23 protein-coding genes and 1 CRISPR repeat array are annotated in these 19,821 nt (G+C 39.5%); of the genes, 13 read left to right on the forward strand and 10 right to left on the reverse strand.

Annotated features, from left to right (window positions below):
- The first annotated feature begins 135 nt into the window (after positions 1-135).
- From A5N85_RS00995 to A5N85_RS01040, 10 genes are read left to right on the forward strand one after another with little or no spacing between them, the layout of a single operon-like run.
- Positions 136-861: a beta-ketoacyl synthase chain length factor gene (locus A5N85_RS00995; RefSeq protein ID WP_072575553.1), complete on the forward strand. Its 726-nt coding sequence runs from the start codon at positions 136-138 to the stop codon at positions 859-861.
- Positions 858-1,601, forward strand: coding sequence for a lysophospholipid acyltransferase family protein (locus A5N85_RS01000; RefSeq protein ID WP_072575554.1), 744 nt, complete (start codon positions 858-860; stop codon positions 1,599-1,601). Before A5N85_RS00995 ends, A5N85_RS01000 begins: the two co-directional genes overlap by 4 nt.
- Entirely contained in the window at positions 1,602-1,865 is a 264-nt protein-coding gene (locus tag A5N85_RS01005) for a phosphopantetheine-binding protein (protein ID WP_072575555.1), read from the forward strand. It abuts the gene before it with no gap.
- 2 nt (positions 1,866-1,867) lie between these two features.
- Entirely contained in the window at positions 1,868-2,122 is a 255-nt protein-coding gene (locus A5N85_RS01010; RefSeq protein ID WP_072575571.1) for an acyl carrier protein, read from the forward strand.
- Positions 2,123-2,125: 3 nt separating this feature from the next.
- Entirely contained in the window at positions 2,126-2,680 is a 555-nt protein-coding gene (locus A5N85_RS01015) for a COG4648 family protein (RefSeq protein ID WP_143143140.1), read from the forward strand.
- Entirely contained in the window at positions 2,677-4,290 is a 1,614-nt protein-coding gene (locus A5N85_RS01020; protein ID WP_072575557.1) for an ApeI family dehydratase, read from the forward strand. The genes A5N85_RS01015 and A5N85_RS01020 overlap by 4 nt, the downstream gene beginning before the upstream one ends.
- Entirely contained in the window at positions 4,287-5,000 is a 714-nt protein-coding gene (locus tag A5N85_RS01025) for a glycosyltransferase (RefSeq protein ID WP_072575572.1), read from the forward strand. Before A5N85_RS01020 ends, A5N85_RS01025 begins: the two co-directional genes overlap by 4 nt.
- A complete protein-coding gene (locus tag A5N85_RS01030) occupies positions 4,988-5,929 on the forward strand; it encodes a lysophospholipid acyltransferase family protein (RefSeq protein ID WP_072575558.1) in 942 nt (313 codons plus the stop codon). Before A5N85_RS01025 ends, A5N85_RS01030 begins: the two co-directional genes overlap by 13 nt.
- Complete coding sequence (locus A5N85_RS01035; protein ID WP_072575559.1) at positions 5,922-6,350, forward strand: acyl-CoA thioesterase; 429 nt, start codon at positions 5,922-5,924, stop codon at positions 6,348-6,350. The genes A5N85_RS01030 and A5N85_RS01035 overlap by 8 nt, the downstream gene beginning before the upstream one ends.
- Positions 6,343-6,903 carry an outer membrane lipoprotein carrier protein LolA gene (locus A5N85_RS01040; protein ID WP_084601501.1) on the forward strand — a complete coding sequence of 187 codons (561 nt, stop codon included), beginning with the start codon at positions 6,343-6,345 and terminating at the stop codon, positions 6,901-6,903. The genes A5N85_RS01035 and A5N85_RS01040 overlap by 8 nt, the downstream gene beginning before the upstream one ends.
- Here A5N85_RS01040 and A5N85_RS01045 read toward each other — a convergent pair.
- From A5N85_RS01045 to surE, 7 genes are all read right to left on the reverse strand, one after another.
- Entirely contained in the window at positions 6,898-9,027 is a 2,130-nt protein-coding gene (locus A5N85_RS01045; protein WP_072575560.1) for a heavy metal translocating P-type ATPase, read from the reverse strand. The two genes, A5N85_RS01040 and A5N85_RS01045, sit on opposite strands and share 6 nt — an antisense overlap.
- A 10-nt stretch (positions 9,028-9,037) precedes the next feature.
- A complete protein-coding gene (locus A5N85_RS01050) occupies positions 9,038-9,250 on the reverse strand; it encodes a heavy-metal-associated domain-containing protein (protein ID WP_072575561.1) in 213 nt (70 codons plus the stop codon).
- A 248-nt stretch (positions 9,251-9,498) separates the two neighbouring features.
- Positions 9,499-10,272 carry an isocitrate lyase/PEP mutase family protein gene (locus tag A5N85_RS01055; protein WP_072575562.1) on the reverse strand — a complete coding sequence of 258 codons (774 nt, stop codon included), beginning with the start codon at positions 10,270-10,272 and terminating at the stop codon, positions 9,499-9,501.
- An 81-nt stretch (positions 10,273-10,353) separates the two neighbouring features.
- A complete protein-coding gene (locus A5N85_RS01060) occupies positions 10,354-11,730 on the reverse strand; it encodes a peptidoglycan-binding domain-containing protein (protein ID WP_072575563.1) in 1,377 nt (458 codons plus the stop codon).
- Positions 11,731-11,741: 11 nt separating this feature from the next.
- The gene (locus tag A5N85_RS01065) at positions 11,742-12,326 is read right to left on the reverse strand and encodes an NUDIX domain-containing protein (protein ID WP_072575564.1); all 585 of its coding nucleotides are present in this window, start codon (positions 12,324-12,326) and stop codon (positions 11,742-11,744) included.
- A 9-nt stretch (positions 12,327-12,335) separates the two neighbouring features.
- Positions 12,336-13,028, reverse strand: coding sequence for a peptidoglycan DD-metalloendopeptidase family protein (locus A5N85_RS01070; protein ID WP_072575565.1), 693 nt, complete (start codon positions 13,026-13,028; stop codon positions 12,336-12,338).
- On the reverse strand, positions 13,021-13,779 hold the full coding sequence (gene surE, locus A5N85_RS01075) for a 5'/3'-nucleotidase SurE (protein WP_072575566.1): 759 nt from the start codon (positions 13,777-13,779) through the stop codon (positions 13,021-13,023). Before surE ends, A5N85_RS01070 begins: the two co-directional genes overlap by 8 nt.
- 249 nt (positions 13,780-14,028) lie before the next feature.
- Between surE and A5N85_RS01080 the strand changes: the two genes are divergently transcribed.
- Both A5N85_RS01080 and A5N85_RS01085 read left to right on the forward strand, forming a co-directional pair.
- Positions 14,029-15,882 (forward strand): ATP-binding cassette domain-containing protein, encoded by a 1,854-nt coding sequence (locus A5N85_RS01080; RefSeq protein ID WP_245935990.1) that lies wholly within the window; start codon positions 14,029-14,031, stop codon positions 15,880-15,882.
- Positions 15,883-15,909: 27 nt separating this feature from the next.
- Positions 15,910-16,443: a DUF2726 domain-containing protein gene (locus A5N85_RS01085; RefSeq protein ID WP_072575568.1), complete on the forward strand. Its 534-nt coding sequence runs from the start codon at positions 15,910-15,912 to the stop codon at positions 16,441-16,443.
- Between the two features lie 280 nt (positions 16,444-16,723).
- Here A5N85_RS01085 and A5N85_RS16860 read toward each other — a convergent pair whose 3' ends face one another.
- The 3 genes from A5N85_RS16860 to A5N85_RS01100 all read right to left on the reverse strand — a co-directional run bounded on the left by A5N85_RS16860 (position 16,724) and on the right by A5N85_RS01100 (position 19,264).
- Positions 16,724-16,927 carry a transposase gene (locus tag A5N85_RS16860; protein ID WP_084601502.1) on the reverse strand — a complete coding sequence of 68 codons (204 nt, stop codon included), beginning with the start codon at positions 16,925-16,927 and terminating at the stop codon, positions 16,724-16,726.
- 23 nt (positions 16,928-16,950) lie between these two features.
- Positions 16,951-17,275: a CRISPR direct-repeat array (repeat unit 26 nt; unit sequence TTTCTAAGCCGCCTATGCGGCGGGGA).
- 249 nt (positions 17,276-17,524) lie between these two features.
- Complete coding sequence (locus tag A5N85_RS01095; protein WP_072575569.1) at positions 17,525-18,373, reverse strand: SIR2 family NAD-dependent protein deacylase; 849 nt, start codon at positions 18,371-18,373, stop codon at positions 17,525-17,527.
- A gap of 45 nt (positions 18,374-18,418) precedes the next feature.
- The gene (locus tag A5N85_RS01100) at positions 18,419-19,264 is read right to left on the reverse strand and encodes an SIR2 family NAD-dependent protein deacylase (protein WP_072575570.1); all 846 of its coding nucleotides are present in this window, start codon (positions 19,262-19,264) and stop codon (positions 18,419-18,421) included.
- A 405-nt stretch (positions 19,265-19,669) separates the two neighbouring features.
- Here A5N85_RS01100 and A5N85_RS17500 point away from each other — a divergent pair.
- Positions 19,670-19,821, forward strand: a 152-nt coding sequence (locus A5N85_RS17500; protein WP_143143141.1) for a helix-turn-helix domain-containing protein, incomplete at its 3' end; no start/stop codon positions are given.

Genomic DNA, 19,821 nt, shown 5'->3' on the forward strand with positions numbered 1-19,821 from the left:
GCTTATCTATCGCGCGCTTTTATTGTTGTTGGTTTACATTTTTTAAAATAAAGTAAATGTTTAAATATGAATTTTTTGCAATTTTAATAAGTCACCGCTAAAATTCTCATTCTTTAAATGACGTTCGGATTATTCGTGAATTTTTCTTTTTCCATTTCAGCATGGCAAGCGTTTTCACCCTATCATCATCAATTTTCAGATTGGCAACAATGGGCAAAAGAAAAAGAGACTTATTGCAAAGCGAAAGAGGCTGTGTTACCCGCTTTAACTTTTATTCCTGCTATGCAACGCCGTCGCTTAAATTTGCCGGCAAAATTGATGTTTTCAGCGCTTTATCATTTAGATTTACCGAGTGATATTCCAGTAGTGTTTGCTTCCCATGATGGAGAAACCAATCGTAGTTTCTCGCTTTGGCTTGAGTTATTACGCGAAGGCGCAATGTCGCCAATGTCTTTTGGTTTGTCTGTGCATAATGCGCATTCTGGCAGTTGGTCGCTTTTTCGAGGTAATCAAGCAGAAATGAATGCGGTTGCTGCTAATGATGGGGTATTAGAAACGGCTTTAATAGAAGCGGTTGCTTTATTACATGATGATGCAGAGGAAGTAGCGGTAGTGGTAGTAGAAGAACCTTTAAAAGAGGAATATGCCGTGCCAGCTTCTCGTGCACCGTTCCCTTACGCACTTGCGCTGCGGGTTGTTAAAGGAAATGATTATTCTCTGCGCTATCAAGGAAAGGATTTTTCACAATCCCCCAATAGCTATTGGCAAGCCTTAGATTGGATTGCAGCTCAGTGTGAACAACGAAGAGAGTGGCAGTATTCTTGTGCCGGTGGCACATGGTATTGGCGGAGAAAGATATGAATCGCGTTTATCGCGGTTTAATGACGGCTTTAGGCTATTTACTGTTTGGGGTTGGTGCCATATTGATGGAGATTTTGGTGCCGTTATGGTTATTACAATTCTCTCCGGGTGCTCAACGTCAATTAGCCGCAAGAAGAGCCATTGCTTGGTTATGGCGTAATTTTCTACGATATTTAAAAGTAACAGGGGTTATTCGTTATCATTTTGAAAATACGGGCTTGCTAGGCAAGCCCGGTCAATTGATTCTTGCTAATCATCCCTCACTATTAGATGTTTTATTGCTGCTTTCGGTGGTTCCAGAAAGTAATTGTATTGTGAAAAAACAACTGTGGGATAACCTTTTTTTGGGTGTGTTAATTCGCGCGGCGGGCTTCATTCCTAATAATGAAAATGAGACGACGTTAGAAGCAGCGACTCATGCACTTGAACGCGGGGAAATACTGATGATTTTTCCAGAAGGGACGCGTACTGACTATGATGGTAAAATTGCGTTTAATCGTGCTGCTGTCAGTATTGGCTTAAGAGCGGCTAAGGAGATTTGTCCAGTTAGTATTTGTATGCGACCTTTGGGCTTAAAAAAAGGAGATGCGTGGTACCATATTCCTAAGAACCCTTATTCTTATCATATTCGCGTGGGTAAAGTCATTAGTCCGAAAGAATATATCGGAACACGTGCATTACCAATCGCAGCAAAACAGTTAAATAAAGAATTGATTGATTATTTTCAAAGAGAGGCTTAAATGGCATTAAAAACACAAATTAAAGAACTCATTATTAGCCGCTTGGGCTTGGAAGATATTAGCGTGAATGATATTGAAGATGATATGGCGTTATTTGATGAAAGTGGCTTAGGATTGGATTCTGTTGATGCTTTGGAATTGGGGTTAGCCATGCAGAAAACATTTGGTTTACCAATGGAAAGCGATTCAGCTAAGCTAAGACATCATTTTGAAAATGTAAATACTTTAGCGGCATGGGTTGAAGCAGAAGGGAAGCAGCCATAATGTTGGAAAAGCAAAAGATTAAAGAAATGCTAACAGATGCTCTGGTAGAGTTATTTGAAATTCCACCAGAAAAAATTCATGATAAAGCAAATTTATATGAAGACTTGGAAATTGATAGTATAGATGCGATTGATTTGATTGATCATATTCGTCGTCAAACGGGTCATAAATTACAAGCAGAAGACTTCCGAAATTTAAGAACCATAGAAGATGTGGTAGATACGGTTTATGCCAAGCAATTAGAAAGTGAGGCATAATTTTTGATGCTACGCTTATTGGCAGCGCTGCTTTGGTTGGCGAGCTTAGCTTATCCTTTTTTATGGTGGCTATTTAATCAAGAGCCTCATTTGATGGGGTTCTTAGCATTCGCAATGGCAATACTTTGGGCAATTCGAGGTTTTTTTGCAGTTGCAGCTTTTCGAGTAATAGCATTTTCAGTGGCAATTATTTTTTTGCTAGCTGCAATCTCCCGTCAATCTCAATGGTTATTATGGTATCCATTTATGGTAAATGGGTTGATGCTGGGTATTTTTTCAATGAGCTTACGAGGAATGCCTATGATTGAGCGGTTTGCGCGTCTGCATCATTCTAATTTACCCGAACAAGCCATACCGTATTTAAGAAAAGTCACTTGGCTATGGTGTGGCTTCTTTATATTTAATGGCAGTGTCATCGCGATATTGATTGTCATTGGGAATTATCGTGCATGGGCAATTTATACTGGCTTTATTGCCTATGTGTTGATGGGAGCACTATTGCTTGGAGAGTATATTTACCGAATAACAGTGCTTAAAAAGCGAGAGGGAATAGAATGAAAGAAGGTTGGCAGCGATTTGAAGCAGCGGTCACAAGAGAGCAGAAATTAGCAGAAGAAGGGCATTTACTCGCTACAACGTTAATTAAGCATCAGGCTCATGCCATTGCGGTAAGCACACAAAATGCGCGAGAAATGTTAGTCGCAGTTGTGGCGGCGAGCTATGCGAATTGTATGCTCATTTTACCGCCTAATCTTGCTGCGCAAACAGTGAAATGGTGTGATGCGCATTGTGATTATTGGTTTGGTCAGAATATTCCTGCACAAAAAGAAAAGCCCAGTTTACAAGCGACTGATACTGAGGCGGTTGAATGTTCTTTGCAAGATATTCCTATTGCTTTAATGACCTCTGGTTCAACAGGACAACCTAAAATTTTACAGTTTTCTCTTAACGTTCTGTGTCAGGAAGTGTGTGGGTTTGCTTGCGCCTTAGATGGACGCTCCCAGGTTTTAAGCACGGTTAGTTTACAACATCGCTATGGGTTAACAAGTCATGTCCTTTATCCTTTTTTATTTGATGTGCCTTACACCCCACAAAGTGCAGAAATGCCAGATGTCTTACTTGCCCCAACAGGGCAAGTACCCGTTTGGTGGATTAGTAGTCCAACTTTTTTACAGCATCTTGTGCAACATCCAGATTTACCTGCTTGGAAAGGTAAAGTCGCTGGTATTTTTAGCGCTGGTGGGAAGTTATCAGATAAATTACGAACGCGCTTGGAAACGATACTTGAGCTTGAAGTCAGTGATATTTACGGTAGCAGCGAAACAGGCATTATTGCTTGTCGTAAAGGTCAGCCAGATTTTTGTTGGTTACCTGCAATACAAGCCACTGTCGAAGAGGAGCAATGCCAGATTAGTGCCGTATGGTTAGAAAATCCCGTTACTTTGGGGGATAGAATTCGATCTAATCAAGATGGTAGTTTTCAGGTGCTTGGGCGTTTAGACAGTATCATTAAAATTGCGGATAAACGAGTCGATTTAAGTTATTTAACGCAGGTATTGATGGCAGATGCGCGCGTTGCAGATGTGCATTTATGTTTGCATAGCAAAGGTAGTCATTTATTTGCTTGGGTAGCGCTTTCGCCAAAAGGTATTGATGTTTTGCGCGAACAAGGTAGAAAAACGTTAGTAAAACAGCTACAAGCCATCATTGCAGAAGATCAAGCACGAATAGCTATTCCGAGATATTGGCATTTTACAGACCAACTGCCGAGAAATGGTATGTCTAAGTTAGCAAAATCAGCGATTGAACACGCCATGCATACGGCACCTGAGGCGCCAGAATGGGAAGTGCTGAATGAAACGAAAGAAACCGCTATTTTTCAGGGACGTGTACCGCTAGATTTACGCTATTTACGTGGACATTTTGATGAAATTGGTATTGTTGCTGGTGTTATTGAGGTGAAATGGGTTTGTGCGTTGGCACAACGTTGGTTAAATCAAACGGTTTCTGCGCAAATCATTGAAAATTTAAAATTTCAGAAATTGTTAAGACCCTATGATTTATTAACGGTAGAGCTATCGCTTAATAAGGAGGGAAATAAGCTGATATTTGTTTGTAAAAATGCGTTAGGCGTTTGCGCTTCAGGGAGAATTGTTTTATGCGAATAAAAACGATAGCTGTCATTCCGCACTATCGTCATGAACGAACGATTCAATCAACAGTAGAAGATTTATTGCAACTACAGCTACCTTGTATTGTGGTGGATGATGGTTCTGGCGAGCAAACGGAAGTCGTTTTAGCTGAATTAGAGCGTAAAGAAAATGTGACTGTCATCCGACATTTAGACAATGGCGGTAAAGGTGCAGCGGTTAAAACGGGTTTACAAACTGCTGCTGAATTAGGCTATACCCATGTTTTACAAATTGATGCCGATAGACAACATCAATTTTCTGATATTCCAAAATTTTTAGCAGCAGCTGAAAAAGCACCACATACCGTTATTTGTGGAAAGCCTATTTATGGTGAAGATGCCCCAAAATCTCGCCGTTATGGACGAGAAATTACCAATTTTTGGATATGGGTGAACACGGGAAGTAAAGGGATTCATGACGGTATGTGTGGATTTCGTTTATATCCTTTAGCGGAAACGCTATCTGTTATTCAAAAAGAAAAAATAGGGAACCGAATGGATTTTGATACCGAAATTTTGGTACATCTCCATTGGGCAGGATTGCCAATTGAGTGGATTGATACGCCTGTTCGCTATGCTGAAGATGGTGTATCACATTTTCGTATGGTTAAAGACAATATTGATATTAGCTTAATGCATACCCGGCTATTTTTTCTTGGGATGAAGAAGCGATTATGGAAAAAATAAATCCTCAGCATTGGGCAAAGCAAAGCGAACGCGGTAATCGTTGGATATTAGCAATCACTATTTGGATTGTTCGCTATTTGCCCAGTTGGTTGATTCGTCTCATTATTACTTTGGTAGCTTTCTATTATTTTTTAACTAGCCCAAGCGCACGCTGTTATGTTTCCTATTATCAAAGACGTTTACGTCGCGCTTATGGGGAACAATGTTTGCCAAAATATTTTCCTCGCTTGCGACAATTTATGGCATTTGCCGAATCTATTGCAGATAGATTTGCTGTTTGGCAACATCGCTTAACATTAGATGATATTGTTATTCATCGTCCACAATTTTTAGAAGAAGAAAGTTTACGTCCAACAGCAGGGTCACGTGGGCAGCTTGTGCTTTGTTCTCATTTGGGAAATATTGAAATTACTCGTGCATTTGCAGCGCGTTATCCGCATTTTAAGTTAAATGTCTTAATTCATAGTGGGCATGCAAAAGCCTTTAATGCTGCATTAAAAAAAGCCGGTGCGGATGATTTACGTTTGTTACAAGTAACAGAATTAAATCCTGCAACCATGATGATGCTAGCAGAGCGTGTCGATGCTGGTGAATGGATTGCCATTGCCGCGGATAGAGTTCCCGTGCGGGGCGAGAAAATTCTGGCAGCTGATTTTTTAGGCGATTCTGCAGATTTTGCGCAAGGTCCATGGTTATTAGCAGGTTTATTAAAAACACCAATAAATACGCTATTTTGCTTAAAAGAGCAGGGTAGATATCATATTTATTTTGAGCGTTTTATGGATGAATTACAGTGGCAACATAGCACGCGAATGGCAGCTATCCAATCCGCATTGAATGGCTATAGCAAAATGTTAGAAAACTATTGCCGAAAAGCACCGCTGCAATGGTTTAACTTTTTCAATTTTTGGCAAGATAAACATGACTAATCCCATTTATACTCACACTTTAGAAATTCCTTTCTATGATGTGGATACATTGAGAATTGCTTGGCATGGAAACTATGTAAAATATTTAGAAGAAGCGCGATGCGCTTGGTTAAAAGCGGTGGGCTATACCTATATTGATATGGAAAAAGCGGGATATTTATTTCCTATTGTGCGGGTAGAATTAAAATACTTACGTCCTGCTAAATTTGGACAAAAGATTTTTGTGCATCTCTTTTTACGAGATTTTGAAACAGCTTTAAAAATTGATTATCGAATTGAATCAGAAACAGGAGAATTGTTAACCAAAGCCTATACCATGCAAGCAGCCGTAAAAGCACATCCTTTTGAAACACAGTATCAAATTCCATTGGCGTTTCAAACTGCTATTCAGGCTTATTTGGAGAAACAACAAAATGATTAAACGTTATCTGATTCTTATTTTATCCGCATTAATGACGACGTGGGCATACAGCATAACGCCAGAGCAAATCGCGATTCAGCTTCAGCAACAAAAAAGTTTAGAAGGAAGCTTTTTTCAGCAGCGTTATTTAAGAGGATTAGAAAAACCCATTGAAAGTTGCGGAAAATATCTCATTGAAACCATTAAGGAGACAAAAGAGAAACAACTGATTTGGCAAGTGGAACAGCCTTTTAAGGTTAATTTAAAGATTACCTCAGAAGGAATTTTCCAAGAAAAAAATCAAAAATGGCAAAAGACATCCTCAAACAATGCTAGACAAATGCAATTGTTTTTAGATTTATTAAGCGGTGATTGGCATGTATTAGAAAAAGCTTTTGAATTAACTGCAAATGGTGATTCTAAACAATGGACACTGGTATTAACGCCTAAAACGACGACACTCAAAAAAATCTTCCATTCTATTACTTTAAAAGGCAATCAGTATTTAACTCATATTGAATTGGAAGAAGCGCAAGGGGATAAAAGCACTATTGAGTTTTCACCCGTATTATAATTTTAACCACCTTAATCGCATGGCGTTACCCAATACCGATAAAGAGGAAAGCGCCATTGCCGCACCTGCGATAATAGGGCTGAGCAGTCCAATTGCTGCAAGCGGAATGCCTAATACATTATAAAAGAAGGCAAAAAATAGATTTTCTCGAATATTTTTTAAAGTTGCTCGCGCAATCACTAAACCGTCAACCATTTGATTAACACTATGCTGCATCAACGTAACATCTGCGGTATTTTCAGCCACTTCTGCGCCTTCCTTCATCGCAAAACCAATCTCTGCTGCTGCCAGCGCTGGTGCGTCATTGATACCATCACCAATCATGGCAACATGTGCGCCTTGCGCTTGTAAATGCTGAATAAAATCTGCTTTTCCTCTTGGAGTAAGCTCACCTTTGGCCTCATCTATACCGAGCTGTTTGGCAATATGATCAACTACACTTTGTCTATCACCACTTAAAATAACAGTGCGAATCCCCATAGACTTTAATCTCGAAATAGCAGTCTGGCTATCTGCTTTTAGCGTATCGGCAATCGCAAAAATAGCGGCTGGTTGGTTATTGATTCGCATGCCAACTAGTGTCGCAATTTGCCAAATAGAATCTGTTTCAGGTGCAGAAATTTGGGTAAAAGCCGGACTACCGATTTGGACTTCGCCAATTCCTTCAACCTGTGCGCTAATTCCTTTTCCTTCTAAAGTATGTAAATTGGAATTTTTTTTAGAAAAAGCATGCGTTTGATGATTTTCTGTAAAAGCCTTTGCAATCGGGTGAGTGGTTTGTGCTTCTAAAGCAGAAGCGATTGTTAGAACTTGTTCTTCTGAATATGCGCCGAGCAATTGAGTGGCTGCAATTGTTGGGCGCCCTTCAGTGAGCGTTCCTGTTTTGTCTAAAACAACGGTATCTATTTTTCCAGCTGCTTCTAAAGCCGTTGCATTTTTAAACCAAATTCCTTGCCGAACGGCTAATCCCACGCCAACCATAATGGCAGCAGGAGTCGCTAGTCCTAATGCACAAGGGCAAGCAATGACTAAGACAGAAACCGCATGGACTAAGGCTTTAACAGCATCATGGGTTATCAACCAAGTCGCAATAAAAGTCACTACGGCAATACTTACGACCACAGGAACAAATACACCAGCAACTTTATCCGCAATTCTGGCAATAGGTGCTTTGCTACCTTGCGCTTCGGAAAGCGCTTTAATCATATCGCCAAGTAAAGTATCGTTTCCTAAGGTATCTGCGCGATAAATAGCGCTTCCATCAGTGACTAATGCTCCAGCCAGTACCGTGTCGCCAATACGCTTTTTAACTGGAACAGATTCACCAGTCAGATGACTTTCATTACACCAAATTTCACCTTCGATGATTTTACCATCCGCAGCAATCTTATCGCCGTGATTAGCTCTTAAATAATCGCCTATTACAACATCACTTAGCGGGAGCAGTTGCCATTGCCCATTTTTTTGTACATTGACTTGTTTAGGCGTCATTTGAATAAGCTCACCAAGACTATTTAAGCTATTATGTTTACTTCTGTCTTCTAAGTATTTTCCTAGACTCACGAAGGTAACGACCATCACCGCAGCTTCAAAATAAACAGGCTGAGAAAGATTCAGAAGAAAAACTGCTAACGAATAGAGATAGATGGCGCCTGTGCCTAAACTGACCAATACATCCATATTCGCCAATCCACCTTTAATAGAAGCAATCGCACCTTTATAAAAAGGAATCGCTAACCAGAGTTGCACAATGCTAGCTAAAATAAATTGCCAAAGAACTGGTAGCATAATAGCGTGCCCGATTAACATAGAAAGCATGCTGATTAAAAACGGTGAGCAAATGGCTAGTAATAAATACAATCGCCAAGGTAAACTTTTTTCTTGCGTAAAAGTCAGCGGGGTTTCGTTGGTAATGAGGGTAGGCTGATAGCCAGTTTTAGTAATCCATTGTGTGATTTCTTCGGGGGTAGCCGCATCTTTATCATAGGTCACCTGCGCTTCCTCACCAGCAAAATTAACACTGGCGTTAATAATTGCCGATTTCTTATTTAAAACTTTTTCAATCCGACTCGCACAGGCTTGGCAAGTCATTCCATCAATATGGAAGCGCAAGGTAGTATCCATAGAAACCTCTTTATGATTTTAGGGTTGCATCATATCCAGCATCTTCAATAGCATCGATAATGTCTTGAGAAGAAATTTTCTTTTCATCAAAGACGACAGCGACTTGTTTCTCTGCTAAATTTACAGTGACTTCACTAATGCCTGGTACAGATTCCAAAGCATTTTTTACAGAGTTGGCACAACCGTTACAAGTCATTCCATCGATAGTAAATATTTTTTGCATGAGAAACTCCTATAATGAAAGAGCCTATTATAATAATAACTACTATCGATAAATTCCATTACTATTTGGCGTAAAAAAGTTTGATACTGAAATTTTAATATGACTAAATTTCCAGAAAGATACATAAATATTTATGTATGTGAATTTTATTGTATTTAATAAAAATTATTTTTGACAAGAATTTAAATGTATTATGCATCATACTGTATACTAATCATAAATAGCATACAGTATGATGATACAAACTATTACTTAAATACGGTTTCTATTGTATTATGATTATATAAAGTAGAAGTATTACTTGTATTGAGAATGTTTTTTGTGAGTTTTTCAATTTCGGCAATAATGCAATCAGACATCGCATTTCCATAGCTAAATCTTTGCACGCCTAAATTTTTTAATTGCTCAATATCAGTTAAATTCGGTAAAGACATTACATTGAGTGGAATATTAATTTTTTCTAAAACAGCTTTAATATCTTCTTCTGTTTGAATACAGGGAATAAAAATACCATCTGCACCAGCATTTTGATATAAAACAGCTCTATCAATAGTTTCTGCCAAAGGATTTTCAAGATTTAAATAGGTATCGGTTCTGATATTAAGATAAAAATTATCAAATCCTTCTTTTAATAGCTTATCTTTGATTTCTCTTATTAAGAGAGAAAAACTTTCTTTATCTTTTAATCCATTATTAGGAATGGCATCTTCTAAATTGACGCCTGCGCATCCCATTTTTGCCAGCGTTAGTATATTATTAACAATTTCTTTATTATCTTCTGAATAACCCGCTTCTATATCCACAGACAAAGGAATGCTAATCACTTTTAGAATTTGTGCTACCACATTTTTGAGGTCTTCAAAAGAAATAGCTTGCCCATCTTTTCGACCTAGTGTGTTAGATATTCCCCAGCTAGTGGTTCCTAATGCTTTAAAATCTGCTTGTTCATGAATGATTGCTGAAAGACTATCCCAAACATTACCTATAACTAAACATTCATTTTTCTGAATTAGATTTTTCATTAAATTACCTTAGATAAATTTACTATATTCGCTCTATATTAAAAAATATATTATTTACTAATATGATTATAAAAATAGCTGTTATTTACAACGTAAACTAACGACAACGCCAGTATTACTAATAACAGCATCGCAAGCTTTGTTTGCCCCTGATGGATAATTACTTTGACACCAGCTAGCCTCAATTTTTTGACCGTTAATGGCGCAAGTATTGGCATTACCACCAAAAACTAATATGCCACTCACTTTATTAAATTTTCTACCAGTTCTAGATTTTTGAACAGTTGAGGTTTGTTTGGCTTGCGCGGCTAATTGCGCTTGACGTTGTGCTTCAGCTTGTCTGGCTTGTGCAGCTAATTGCGCTTGACGCTGTGCTTCAGCTTGTTTGGCTTGTGCAGCTAATTGTGCTTGTCGTTGCGCTTCAGCTTGTTTGGCTTGCGCAGCTAATTGTGCTTGACGTTGTACTTCGGCTTGTTTGGCTTGCGCGACTAATTGCGTTTGACGTTGCGCTTCTACTTGTTGGGCTTGAGTAGTTAGTTGTGCTTGACGGCGTTGAGCCTCTGCTTGTTGAATAGCTTGTAATTGTGCTCTCTGGCGCTCAAGTGCTAAGGCATTTTGGCGACGTGTTGCTTCAGCATCCGCTTCTGCTTTGGCTTTTCTTTCCGCTGCTTTTCGTGCTTTTTCTTGACGCGCAAGTTCCTCTTTGCGCTTACGTTCGGCTTCTTTTTTGGCTTGCTCTTTTTTCGCTTCTAAGGCTTTTTGTTTTGCAATGGCTGCAGCTTTTTCTTCTTCCCGTTTTTTAGCTAATCTTTGTTTTTGGATTTCATTTTGTGCCAGCATCAGTTGATAAATCAGCTGATCATCTACTCTTGGATAGTCTGGTACAGCGACTTTGTGCTTTTCTCTAAAGCTTTTCATCGCTTTTTGTGTTCCTGCACCGATAATGCCGTCAGCGGCTCCAATGTTATAACCAAGAATAGAAAAATCGTTTTGCATGGCTTTAACAAGTTGGCGATAGAAGTTCGGTAACCAGGAAGCACTAATTCTTCCTGTGGGAGTTTGCCCAATGCTTTTTTGATAGGCTTTAATGGCATTTTTGGTTTCTGACGTAAGCTTGCCGTTGATAACCCCCGCATCAATATCTAGATAGCGCAGCCCTGTTTGGATAAGTTTTATCATTGCTGGACTGTATTGTCCTTCTTTGGCGATGTGTTGATTTACTAGCCATTTCATTAGCTCTCCGCGACCATGTAGCGCAGCGCTGTCGTATAAGCTAAAGCCACGAGCGTCTTTAATCGTCATCGGGCATTTCTCAGCATAAGCGGTGAGAATTTCTCTGTTATCTGCTCTAGTCGCATTAAAAGACTTAGAAATGTCTTTGCAATTGACAGCAGCAATTGTTGCTGTTGAAAATAGACCAAAGAGAGAGAGTAAGCAAAGCTGAGAGGCGTATTTCATAGGAAAATTCTTTAAGGTTGGGGGGTAAGTAAAAATTGTTGTAAGGCAATAATGAGCGTGGCGTTATAGATTTTTCCTTCTTTGAGCCAACTAAAAGCAGTTTCATAAGGAAGACGTATGGTGCGGATATCTTCACCTTCTACATGAAGGCCGGTATAGGGTTGAATATTAGCGGCATCAATCTCAGCAAAGTATAGATAGGTTTTTCCACCACTTCCACCAAGATTAGGATAGTATTCTCGAGCTAGGATGAGTTTTTGAGCAGATATACCAATTTCTTCTACTAGCTCTCTTTGCATGGCTTCTTCTGCGGTTTCGCCAGCTTTATCCATAAAGCCTGCAACGGCTTCAATCTGCCATGGATGTAAACCTCTAGCCATTGCCCCAATGCGAAATTGCTCAATGAGTATAAATTCTTTTCGATTAGGGTCGTATGGGAGCGCAGCAACCACACAACCATTTTTTCCTAGGCATTCTCGCATAATTGGACCGCTATGTGTCCCGTTATAGTATTCAATATCAACTTGATACTGGGTTACATGGAAAAAGCCGTTATAGGCCATTTTTTCATTAAGGATATTGAATTGATAGTTCATGGCAGTCGCTTAGTATCTGGGAGTTGTGCCAATATAGGCATAAGGATTAACGGGCTTGCCTTGTTTTCGTGTTTCGAAGTGTAGCATGGGCGTATTACGCGGACCGATACCCATTGTGCCTAGCGGTTGTCCTCTTTGAATTTTTTGTCCTTCACTAACGTGGACTTTATCTAAATAACCATAAGCAGATAATATTCGATCTTTGTGTCGAATAATAACCATACGACCAAAACCAGATAAGCCTGTGCCGGTATAGGCAACTTCGCCGTCAGAGGCAGCGCGAATATTTTGTCCTCGCACACCGTTAATTCGAATGCCTTGTTTACCGGGCTGGGTAGGGGAGAAAGATTGGGTAACATTTCCGCGTGTCGGCCAAATCCAACCATTTAAGCCAGACTGGCTGACACTTGGCGCAATAACCGTTTCGCGCTCAATGCCAATAGGCGGTGAGGTTCTTAAAACCGTTCCGGCAAGAATATGATTTTTATCGGTGATATTGTTCCAGCGTGCAAGTTCATCCATATCAAGTCCATATCGCCAAGCAATACCAAATAAGGTATCTCCTCGCTTAATGATGTAATTACCCCCCGGTTTTAAAGCACCTCTTTGCCCATGAAGTTCTACAGCTGTTGGGGCGCGATAACCGCTACAAGCTGTTAAGAGTGCGATACAAGAAGTTATTAAGAAAAAATATTTAATCATGGGAAATCCCTTTTAGCCAATGCTCGATGGGTTCGAGTTGCTGATAGTGAGTAAGATTGAATTGTAAAGGAGTAATGGAAACATAGCCATCAGTGACGACTGCCATATCCGTTGAGGAATGTTGCTTTTCTGCTGCGCTAAATCGTCCTACCCAAAACATTTTCTGTCCGCGCGGATTTTGAACTTCAATAGCAGGAAGTGCTGGTCCTCTATGTCCTAAGGTAGTTATTTTAAAGCCTTTAATATCTTTATAAGGTAAATCTGGAATATTAATGTTTAAAAAGATTTTTTTGCTTAGGGGATATTTGAGAATATGTCTAAGAATATCGCGAATAATTAGCGCAGAATCGGCAAAATATTTGGGATTTTCACTAATATTAGAAACAGCAATGGCTGGCATGGAAAGATAACGTCCTTCAAATGCAGCAGCAACGGTGCCTGAGTAAATGACATCATTACCTAAATTGGCACCTCGATTGATTCCAGAAATTACCATATCAGGAATGCAATCAAAATAGCCAGAAGTGGCTAAATACACGCAATCTGCTGGCGTACCATCTACGCTATAAACTTCTTGTCCATGTGCATAAACAGATAAGGGACGCGATAAGGTTAAGCAATGACTGGCAGCACTGCAATTTCTATCTGGTGCCATAATGGCTAAACGCTCCACTTCTTTGCGTAAAACATCTGCCATTAGCGTTAAGCCCGGAGAGAGATAACCATCGTCATTTGAAAGCAGTAAAAACATATAAAAATCCTAATAATCTACATACAGTTTACCCGACGAGAGGCAATTTTCAAGGCGTAAAAAATAAGATTCTGTTATTCTCTTGCACTATCTCTAAGCGATAATTTTTTAAACATTATTTAATAATAGAAATTTCACTGAAAAAGAATGGAAGTAGCAGTATCTATCTAGAAATCGCTTTCTTGTTAATATTTTAATTGTATGATTATATTAGATAAAATTTCATTATACCGTGGAGCAAATCCACTAATGATTGATGCAGAAGCAACAATTTATCCAGGGCAACGCGTTGGTGTAGTGGGTAATAATGGATGTGGAAAATCCAGTTTGTTTGCGTTAATTCGTGGCGAATTAGAAGCAGATAAAGGCGAGCTTATTTTATCGCCAGATTGGTTAATTGCCAGTGTTCGACAAGAAACACCGGCTTTAGCGCAAACCGCTTTGGAGTACGTCTTAGATGGGCATAAACCTTATCGGCAAGCGCAGCAAGCTTTAGTGCTTGCTGAACAGTCCGGTGATGGCTTTGCTTTAGCAAAAGCACATGAAGCGTTTGAGCAGGCAAGTGGCTACGCATTGCCAGCAAAAGCAGCGGAATTGCTTTATGGTCTAGGCTTTCAAACACAGGAATATCAACAATTCGTTGCCGATTTTTCGGGTGGTTGGCGGATGCGCTTAAATTTGGCGCAGGCATTGATTGCTCCAGCTGACTTATTATTATTAGATGAACCGACAAACCACTTGGATTTAGATGCCGTTATTTGGTTACAAGATTTCTTAAAAACGCATCCAGCAACGCAAATGATTATTGCGCATGATAGAGAGTTTTTAGACCATTTAGCGACTCATATTTTTCATATTCATCATCAAACCTTAGATACTTATAAAGGTAACTATAGCCAATTTGAGCAACTCCGCCATGAAAAGCGGGCGCAAGCAGATGCGGCGTATGCGAAAGCTGCTGCAGAGCGTGCGCATTTGCAGAAATTTGTGGAGCGCTTTCGTGCCAAAGCGAGCAAAGCCAAACAAGCACAAAGTCGTTTAAAAGCATTAGCAAAATTAGAAGTTGCTCCACCACCTGCAACTGAGCAACAGTATCATTTATCAATTCCAACGCCTGAGCAAAAGCCAAATCCTGTTTTACGTTTAGAAAAAGCCAGTATGGGCTATGCTGAAAAACCTTTAATTCAGCAATTAACCTTAAATATCGCTGGTGATGCGCGTATTGGGCTATTGGGGAGAAATGGCGCAGGTAAATCAACCTTGATGAAAGTATTGGCAGGCGTTTTACCTGTCCAAGAGGGACAAAGAGAACCACATAAGCATTGTCAAATAGGCTATTTTACCCAGCATCAATTAGATAGATTAACGGCAGACCAAACGCCGTTATGGCACATGCGAGCTGTGCGACCTAATAGTAGCGAACAAGAAAATCGCAATTTCTTAGGCGCTTATGGTTTTGGTGGAGAAAAAGCTGAGCAAGCGATTGCCCCTTTTTCAGGAGGAGAAAAAGCGCGTTTGGCATTAGCGCTTATTGTCGCGCAAAATCCAAATTTATTGTTGTTAGATGAACCGACAAACCATTTAGATATTGCGATGCGAGACAGTTTGACAATGGCATTGCAAACATATGATGGGGCGATGGTGATTATTAGCCATGATCGTGCAATGTTAAGAGCCACTTGTGATCAATTTTATTTGATTGATAATGGAAAATGTTTGCCATTTGACGGTGATTTAGAGGATTATCGGCTATATTTACAAGCGAGCCAAAAAACGAGTTCAGCAGGAAAAAATCTTTCTGATAATAGTGCTGAAGCTCGACAAGTGCAAAAACGCAGAGAGGCAGAGCAACGCCAATTTTTACGTCCATTTAAACAAGCCGTAGAAAAATGGGAAAAAGCCATTACCCGTTTGGAAGAAAAAGCGAAACAGATTGAAGAGAAGCTTACCAATACGGATTTATATGAAGAAGCGAATAAAGAAAAGTTGAAAGCTTTATTAGACGAACAAACTCAAAACCAGCGCGCCTTACAAGAGGCAGAGGCGCAATGGATGGAAGCCGCAGAAATCTTAGAAAAGGAAGAAAAAGCTTTTGAAGAATAATTTGGTAGTAAACGACTCTAAATAAATATGCCTTCTTCTTTTATCACTACAAATCTTATTTCTTGGTTAGGCGTAATGGTTTTAATCCTTGCGCTTTTAGGACTTTTTAAAAAGCGAAAGAAAAAATTTAATGATAAAGCGTTTTATCAAGCACAAAAGCAACGCGTGCAAAAGGGGGGCTATTGTCGGCAAAAATTGTTAAATGAAACAGAAAAGGCTGCGTATCAAGCTCTATTGAATATGCGACAAAATAAAGCATTGCAGATATTTGCACAGGTTTCATTGGGTGAGATTTTATCACACCAAGATTATCAACGTTATCGGGATATTATGTCCAAACGTGTTGATTTTCTTATTACTGATAAAGCCTTTTTACCGCTATTTGCAATAGAGATTCATGGTACAGGACATTATTTATCTCATAATGCTAAAAAACGCGATGAAATTAAACAACTCGCGTTAAATTCTGCGGGAATACAGTATATTGCAATAGAAGTAAATCGTAATAATGTTAAGCAGAAAGTAACGAAAGCTTGCCAAGTTTTATTTAAAAAGTATTAAGAAATCATTGACTAAACGCTTTTCCTGTAGAAAGGCAAAAATATCTGTCTGATTTGATTGAGTAATAAAATATTTTTGGTTTACGAGTTAATCAGGGTTTCTTTAGTAAGGTTTTTGATTATCTGATTTGAATTAGCTAAAATTTTTTGCTAAATGAGATATATGGCTGAATGTCTTTAACTCGCATACAGGATTTGAGCGTCTTTCCGTACTAATGTGTGCTGTCTGTAGCTAGTTGATTTGTATGCAATCTAAACTCATTCAGCTATATAGTTAAAACTTAACATTGCATGCAGACTTTAAACAAAGTATCAATACAATCTATCTTCCATAATCGCCAAATATGTTTCACTTTTGCCCACTTCTTCTCAATCGGATTTAAGTCTAGACTGTAGGCTGGTAACCAAAGGATTTGATGTCCTGCATTTTCAATGTGTTCTTTTGTACTTTCTCTCTTATGAAAAGCTGCATGAACATAAAGGATTTATTCAGCTCGCACAACGAAGTTTTCTAAGCCGCCTGTGCGGCGGGGAACAAGCGGAAATGCTTTCCGATGGCTAACCTCTGTTTCTAAGCCGCCTATGCGGCGGGGAACGGTGGGGTTGAGCCATAGCCCGACACTAAGCATTTCTAAGCCGCCTATGCGGCGGGGAACTCATGGTGTATTTAGATGCGCAGGCTTGCTTGTTTCTAAGCCGCCTATGCGGCGGGGAACTGGAACCCGTATTGCCTGACGGCTCAACAGTCTTTCTAAGCCGCCTATGCGGCGGGGACTGATAGAATTAAAAGAAAAGCCACAACAATATTTTCTAAGCCGCCTATGCGGCGGGGAACTCGAATTTTATTCGATTTGATGCACTTGCCACAAGGGTTTTAAAGGTTTTTTGTTGGTTGACCTTTTGTTTTTTTGCTTGTTGCAAGTATTTGTTTTTTATTCGGTTGTTAAAGAGCGGGGAAAAAAGGGTTTTATGATCAAAAATGATTGTTTGGATTATAGCTGAATGGGGTTAGCTTGCATATGAACTGACGAACCACAGATAGCCAACCTCAGTATGGCAAACGAGCTAACGTTGTATGCGAGTCAGAGACATTTAGCTATATTCTCTAAAAGATTATTCAAAAATTGCAAAGATTCCTTTGCGCCTAAAGGCAGACCAAGATGTCTGTCATTATTCGTTTGATATTCATTAAGATTAATCCGAATTAAAGGCGCTTTAAAATGCTCGCTATAGCCTTGAGAAAAATTACGCACCGTTGGAATAACTGTTCCTGCGCCCAGCTCAATAATCACCAGATTTTTCACTTCTCGCATCCAATGGCTAAAATACTTCTCTTGAGCCAACATTCGCTGTGATAACCATCTACTATCGCCAAACATCATCACATTCGGTCGAGCCAATCCCCCACAATGCGGACAGCGTGGCATGGTATTGAGCAATAGACAGTCCTGCTCATTTACTCTTGGCTCAAACGACTTTGCTGACCAAATCTCATCCTGACACGGCAAACAACACTGCAAATAATGCACACTACCATGACACTCCATCACCTGCTCTTCACAAAATCCCGCTTTTTGAAACTCTCCATCTACATTGCTGGTATAGACAAAAGCACCATATTTCATCTTATTTGCCCACGACTTTAAAATGTCAAACCCTTCATGGGGAATAACTTTACGATAAGCATTTAACTGCCATCCAGAAAATCCCCATGCCAATCGTGGATTTGTTCGAAATAAATCTGGCGTCATCATTTCAACATAGTTCTTATTTAAGCGCGCCAACGGTGGAAATGCGCGCCAAAAGCCATTCTCACCACGATAATCAGGTAAACCTGAATCAATTCCCATACCAGCGCCAGCGGTAATCAATAGCGCATCTGCTTGATGAATATAACTTGCTGCAAGCGCTAATTTTTCATTTAATTCCATTGCTCATTCCTCTAACCATCATAAATATTTAAAAATCATCATGCGCTATTCGGGAGATACAAGATTATCCATCTGTTGTAGCGCTTCTAATGCGCCAAAAGGCAATCCAATATCCTGTGCTTGCTTCACCTGCTCATTCGTCGTATTAATTCGGACGAGCGGTGCTTTAAAATGCTCACTATAACTTTGAGAAAAATTACGAACCGTTGGAATAACTGTTCCTGCGCCCAACTCAATAATCACCAAATTTTCCACTTCTCGTATCCAATGGCTAAAACGCTTCTCTTGATCGAACATACGATGTGGCAACCACTTCCCATCGTTAAACATCAAAATATTTGGTCTGACCATCCCACCACAATGCGGGCAAGCTGGCAACGGACTAATCAACGTGCAATTACGTTCATTCACACTTGGAAAAAATTTATCCGCCGACCAAATTTCCTTATCGCACGGCAAACAACACTGTAAATGATGAATACTGCCATGACACTCCACAACCCGTTCGCTATCAAAACCCGTTTTTTGAAATTGCCCATCCACATTGCTGGTATAAACAAAAGCGCCATATTTCATCTTTTCAGACCATGCTTTTAAAATCCGAAACCCCTCATGGGGAATAGTGTTGCGATACGCATTTAATCGCCAACCATAAAATCCCCATGCTAATGTTGGCTCTTTATAAAACAAATCAGGCGTTGCCATTTGCACAAAACTCTTCCCTAATTTTTCTAACGGTGGAAACGCGCGCCAAAAGCCATTATCACCGCGAAAATCAGGCAAACCTGAATTCACACTCATCCCAGCGCCAGCCGTAATCAATAGCGCATCCGCCTGTCGAATATAATCCGCCGCGCGCATTAAACGCGCATTTAATTCCTTTAGCTCCATAGGTATCTCTCCGTATGGCATGACAATCATTCATTTCGTCATCGCCTTAAAAAACTTCTCACTACCGCTTTTTGAAAGCGATATAGTGCGATCAGCTAAAAAACAAAACATCCTATAGCCCTTATCTAGCCATTCTGGCGGTAGATAACGTTCTGTTTTTTAGCTGATTTGACTATATATAGTAAAATCACTTATAATCCAATCTATCCAAAGCAGATATAAAGAACAACTTGTAGTAGAATTATTGGTAGTTGTTTGAAAAGTATGCTAAACATACTCTTACAAAAAATACTTCTTTTAATATATTGATATTTAAATATTTAACTGTCATTGGATTATTTGATAATATTCCAGCATACTTTTCAAACCACTACCGAATTATTAAAAACAAACTGAGCATATCCTATGACCTACTGCCGCCAATTCCGACAGAAAATTCTTAACGATATTGCTAATGGAGAAACTTGGCGCGCTGTTGCAAAGCGCTACAAAATCAGCAAATTCACCGTCTATAGCTGGATTAAAAATCCCCATCCTAAAGGCTTTACTGAGCGTAA

This window comes from Suttonella ornithocola (genome assembly GCF_001889065.1).
GTDB classification, from domain to species: Bacteria; Pseudomonadota; Gammaproteobacteria; order Cardiobacteriales; family Cardiobacteriaceae; genus Suttonella_A; species Suttonella_A ornithocola.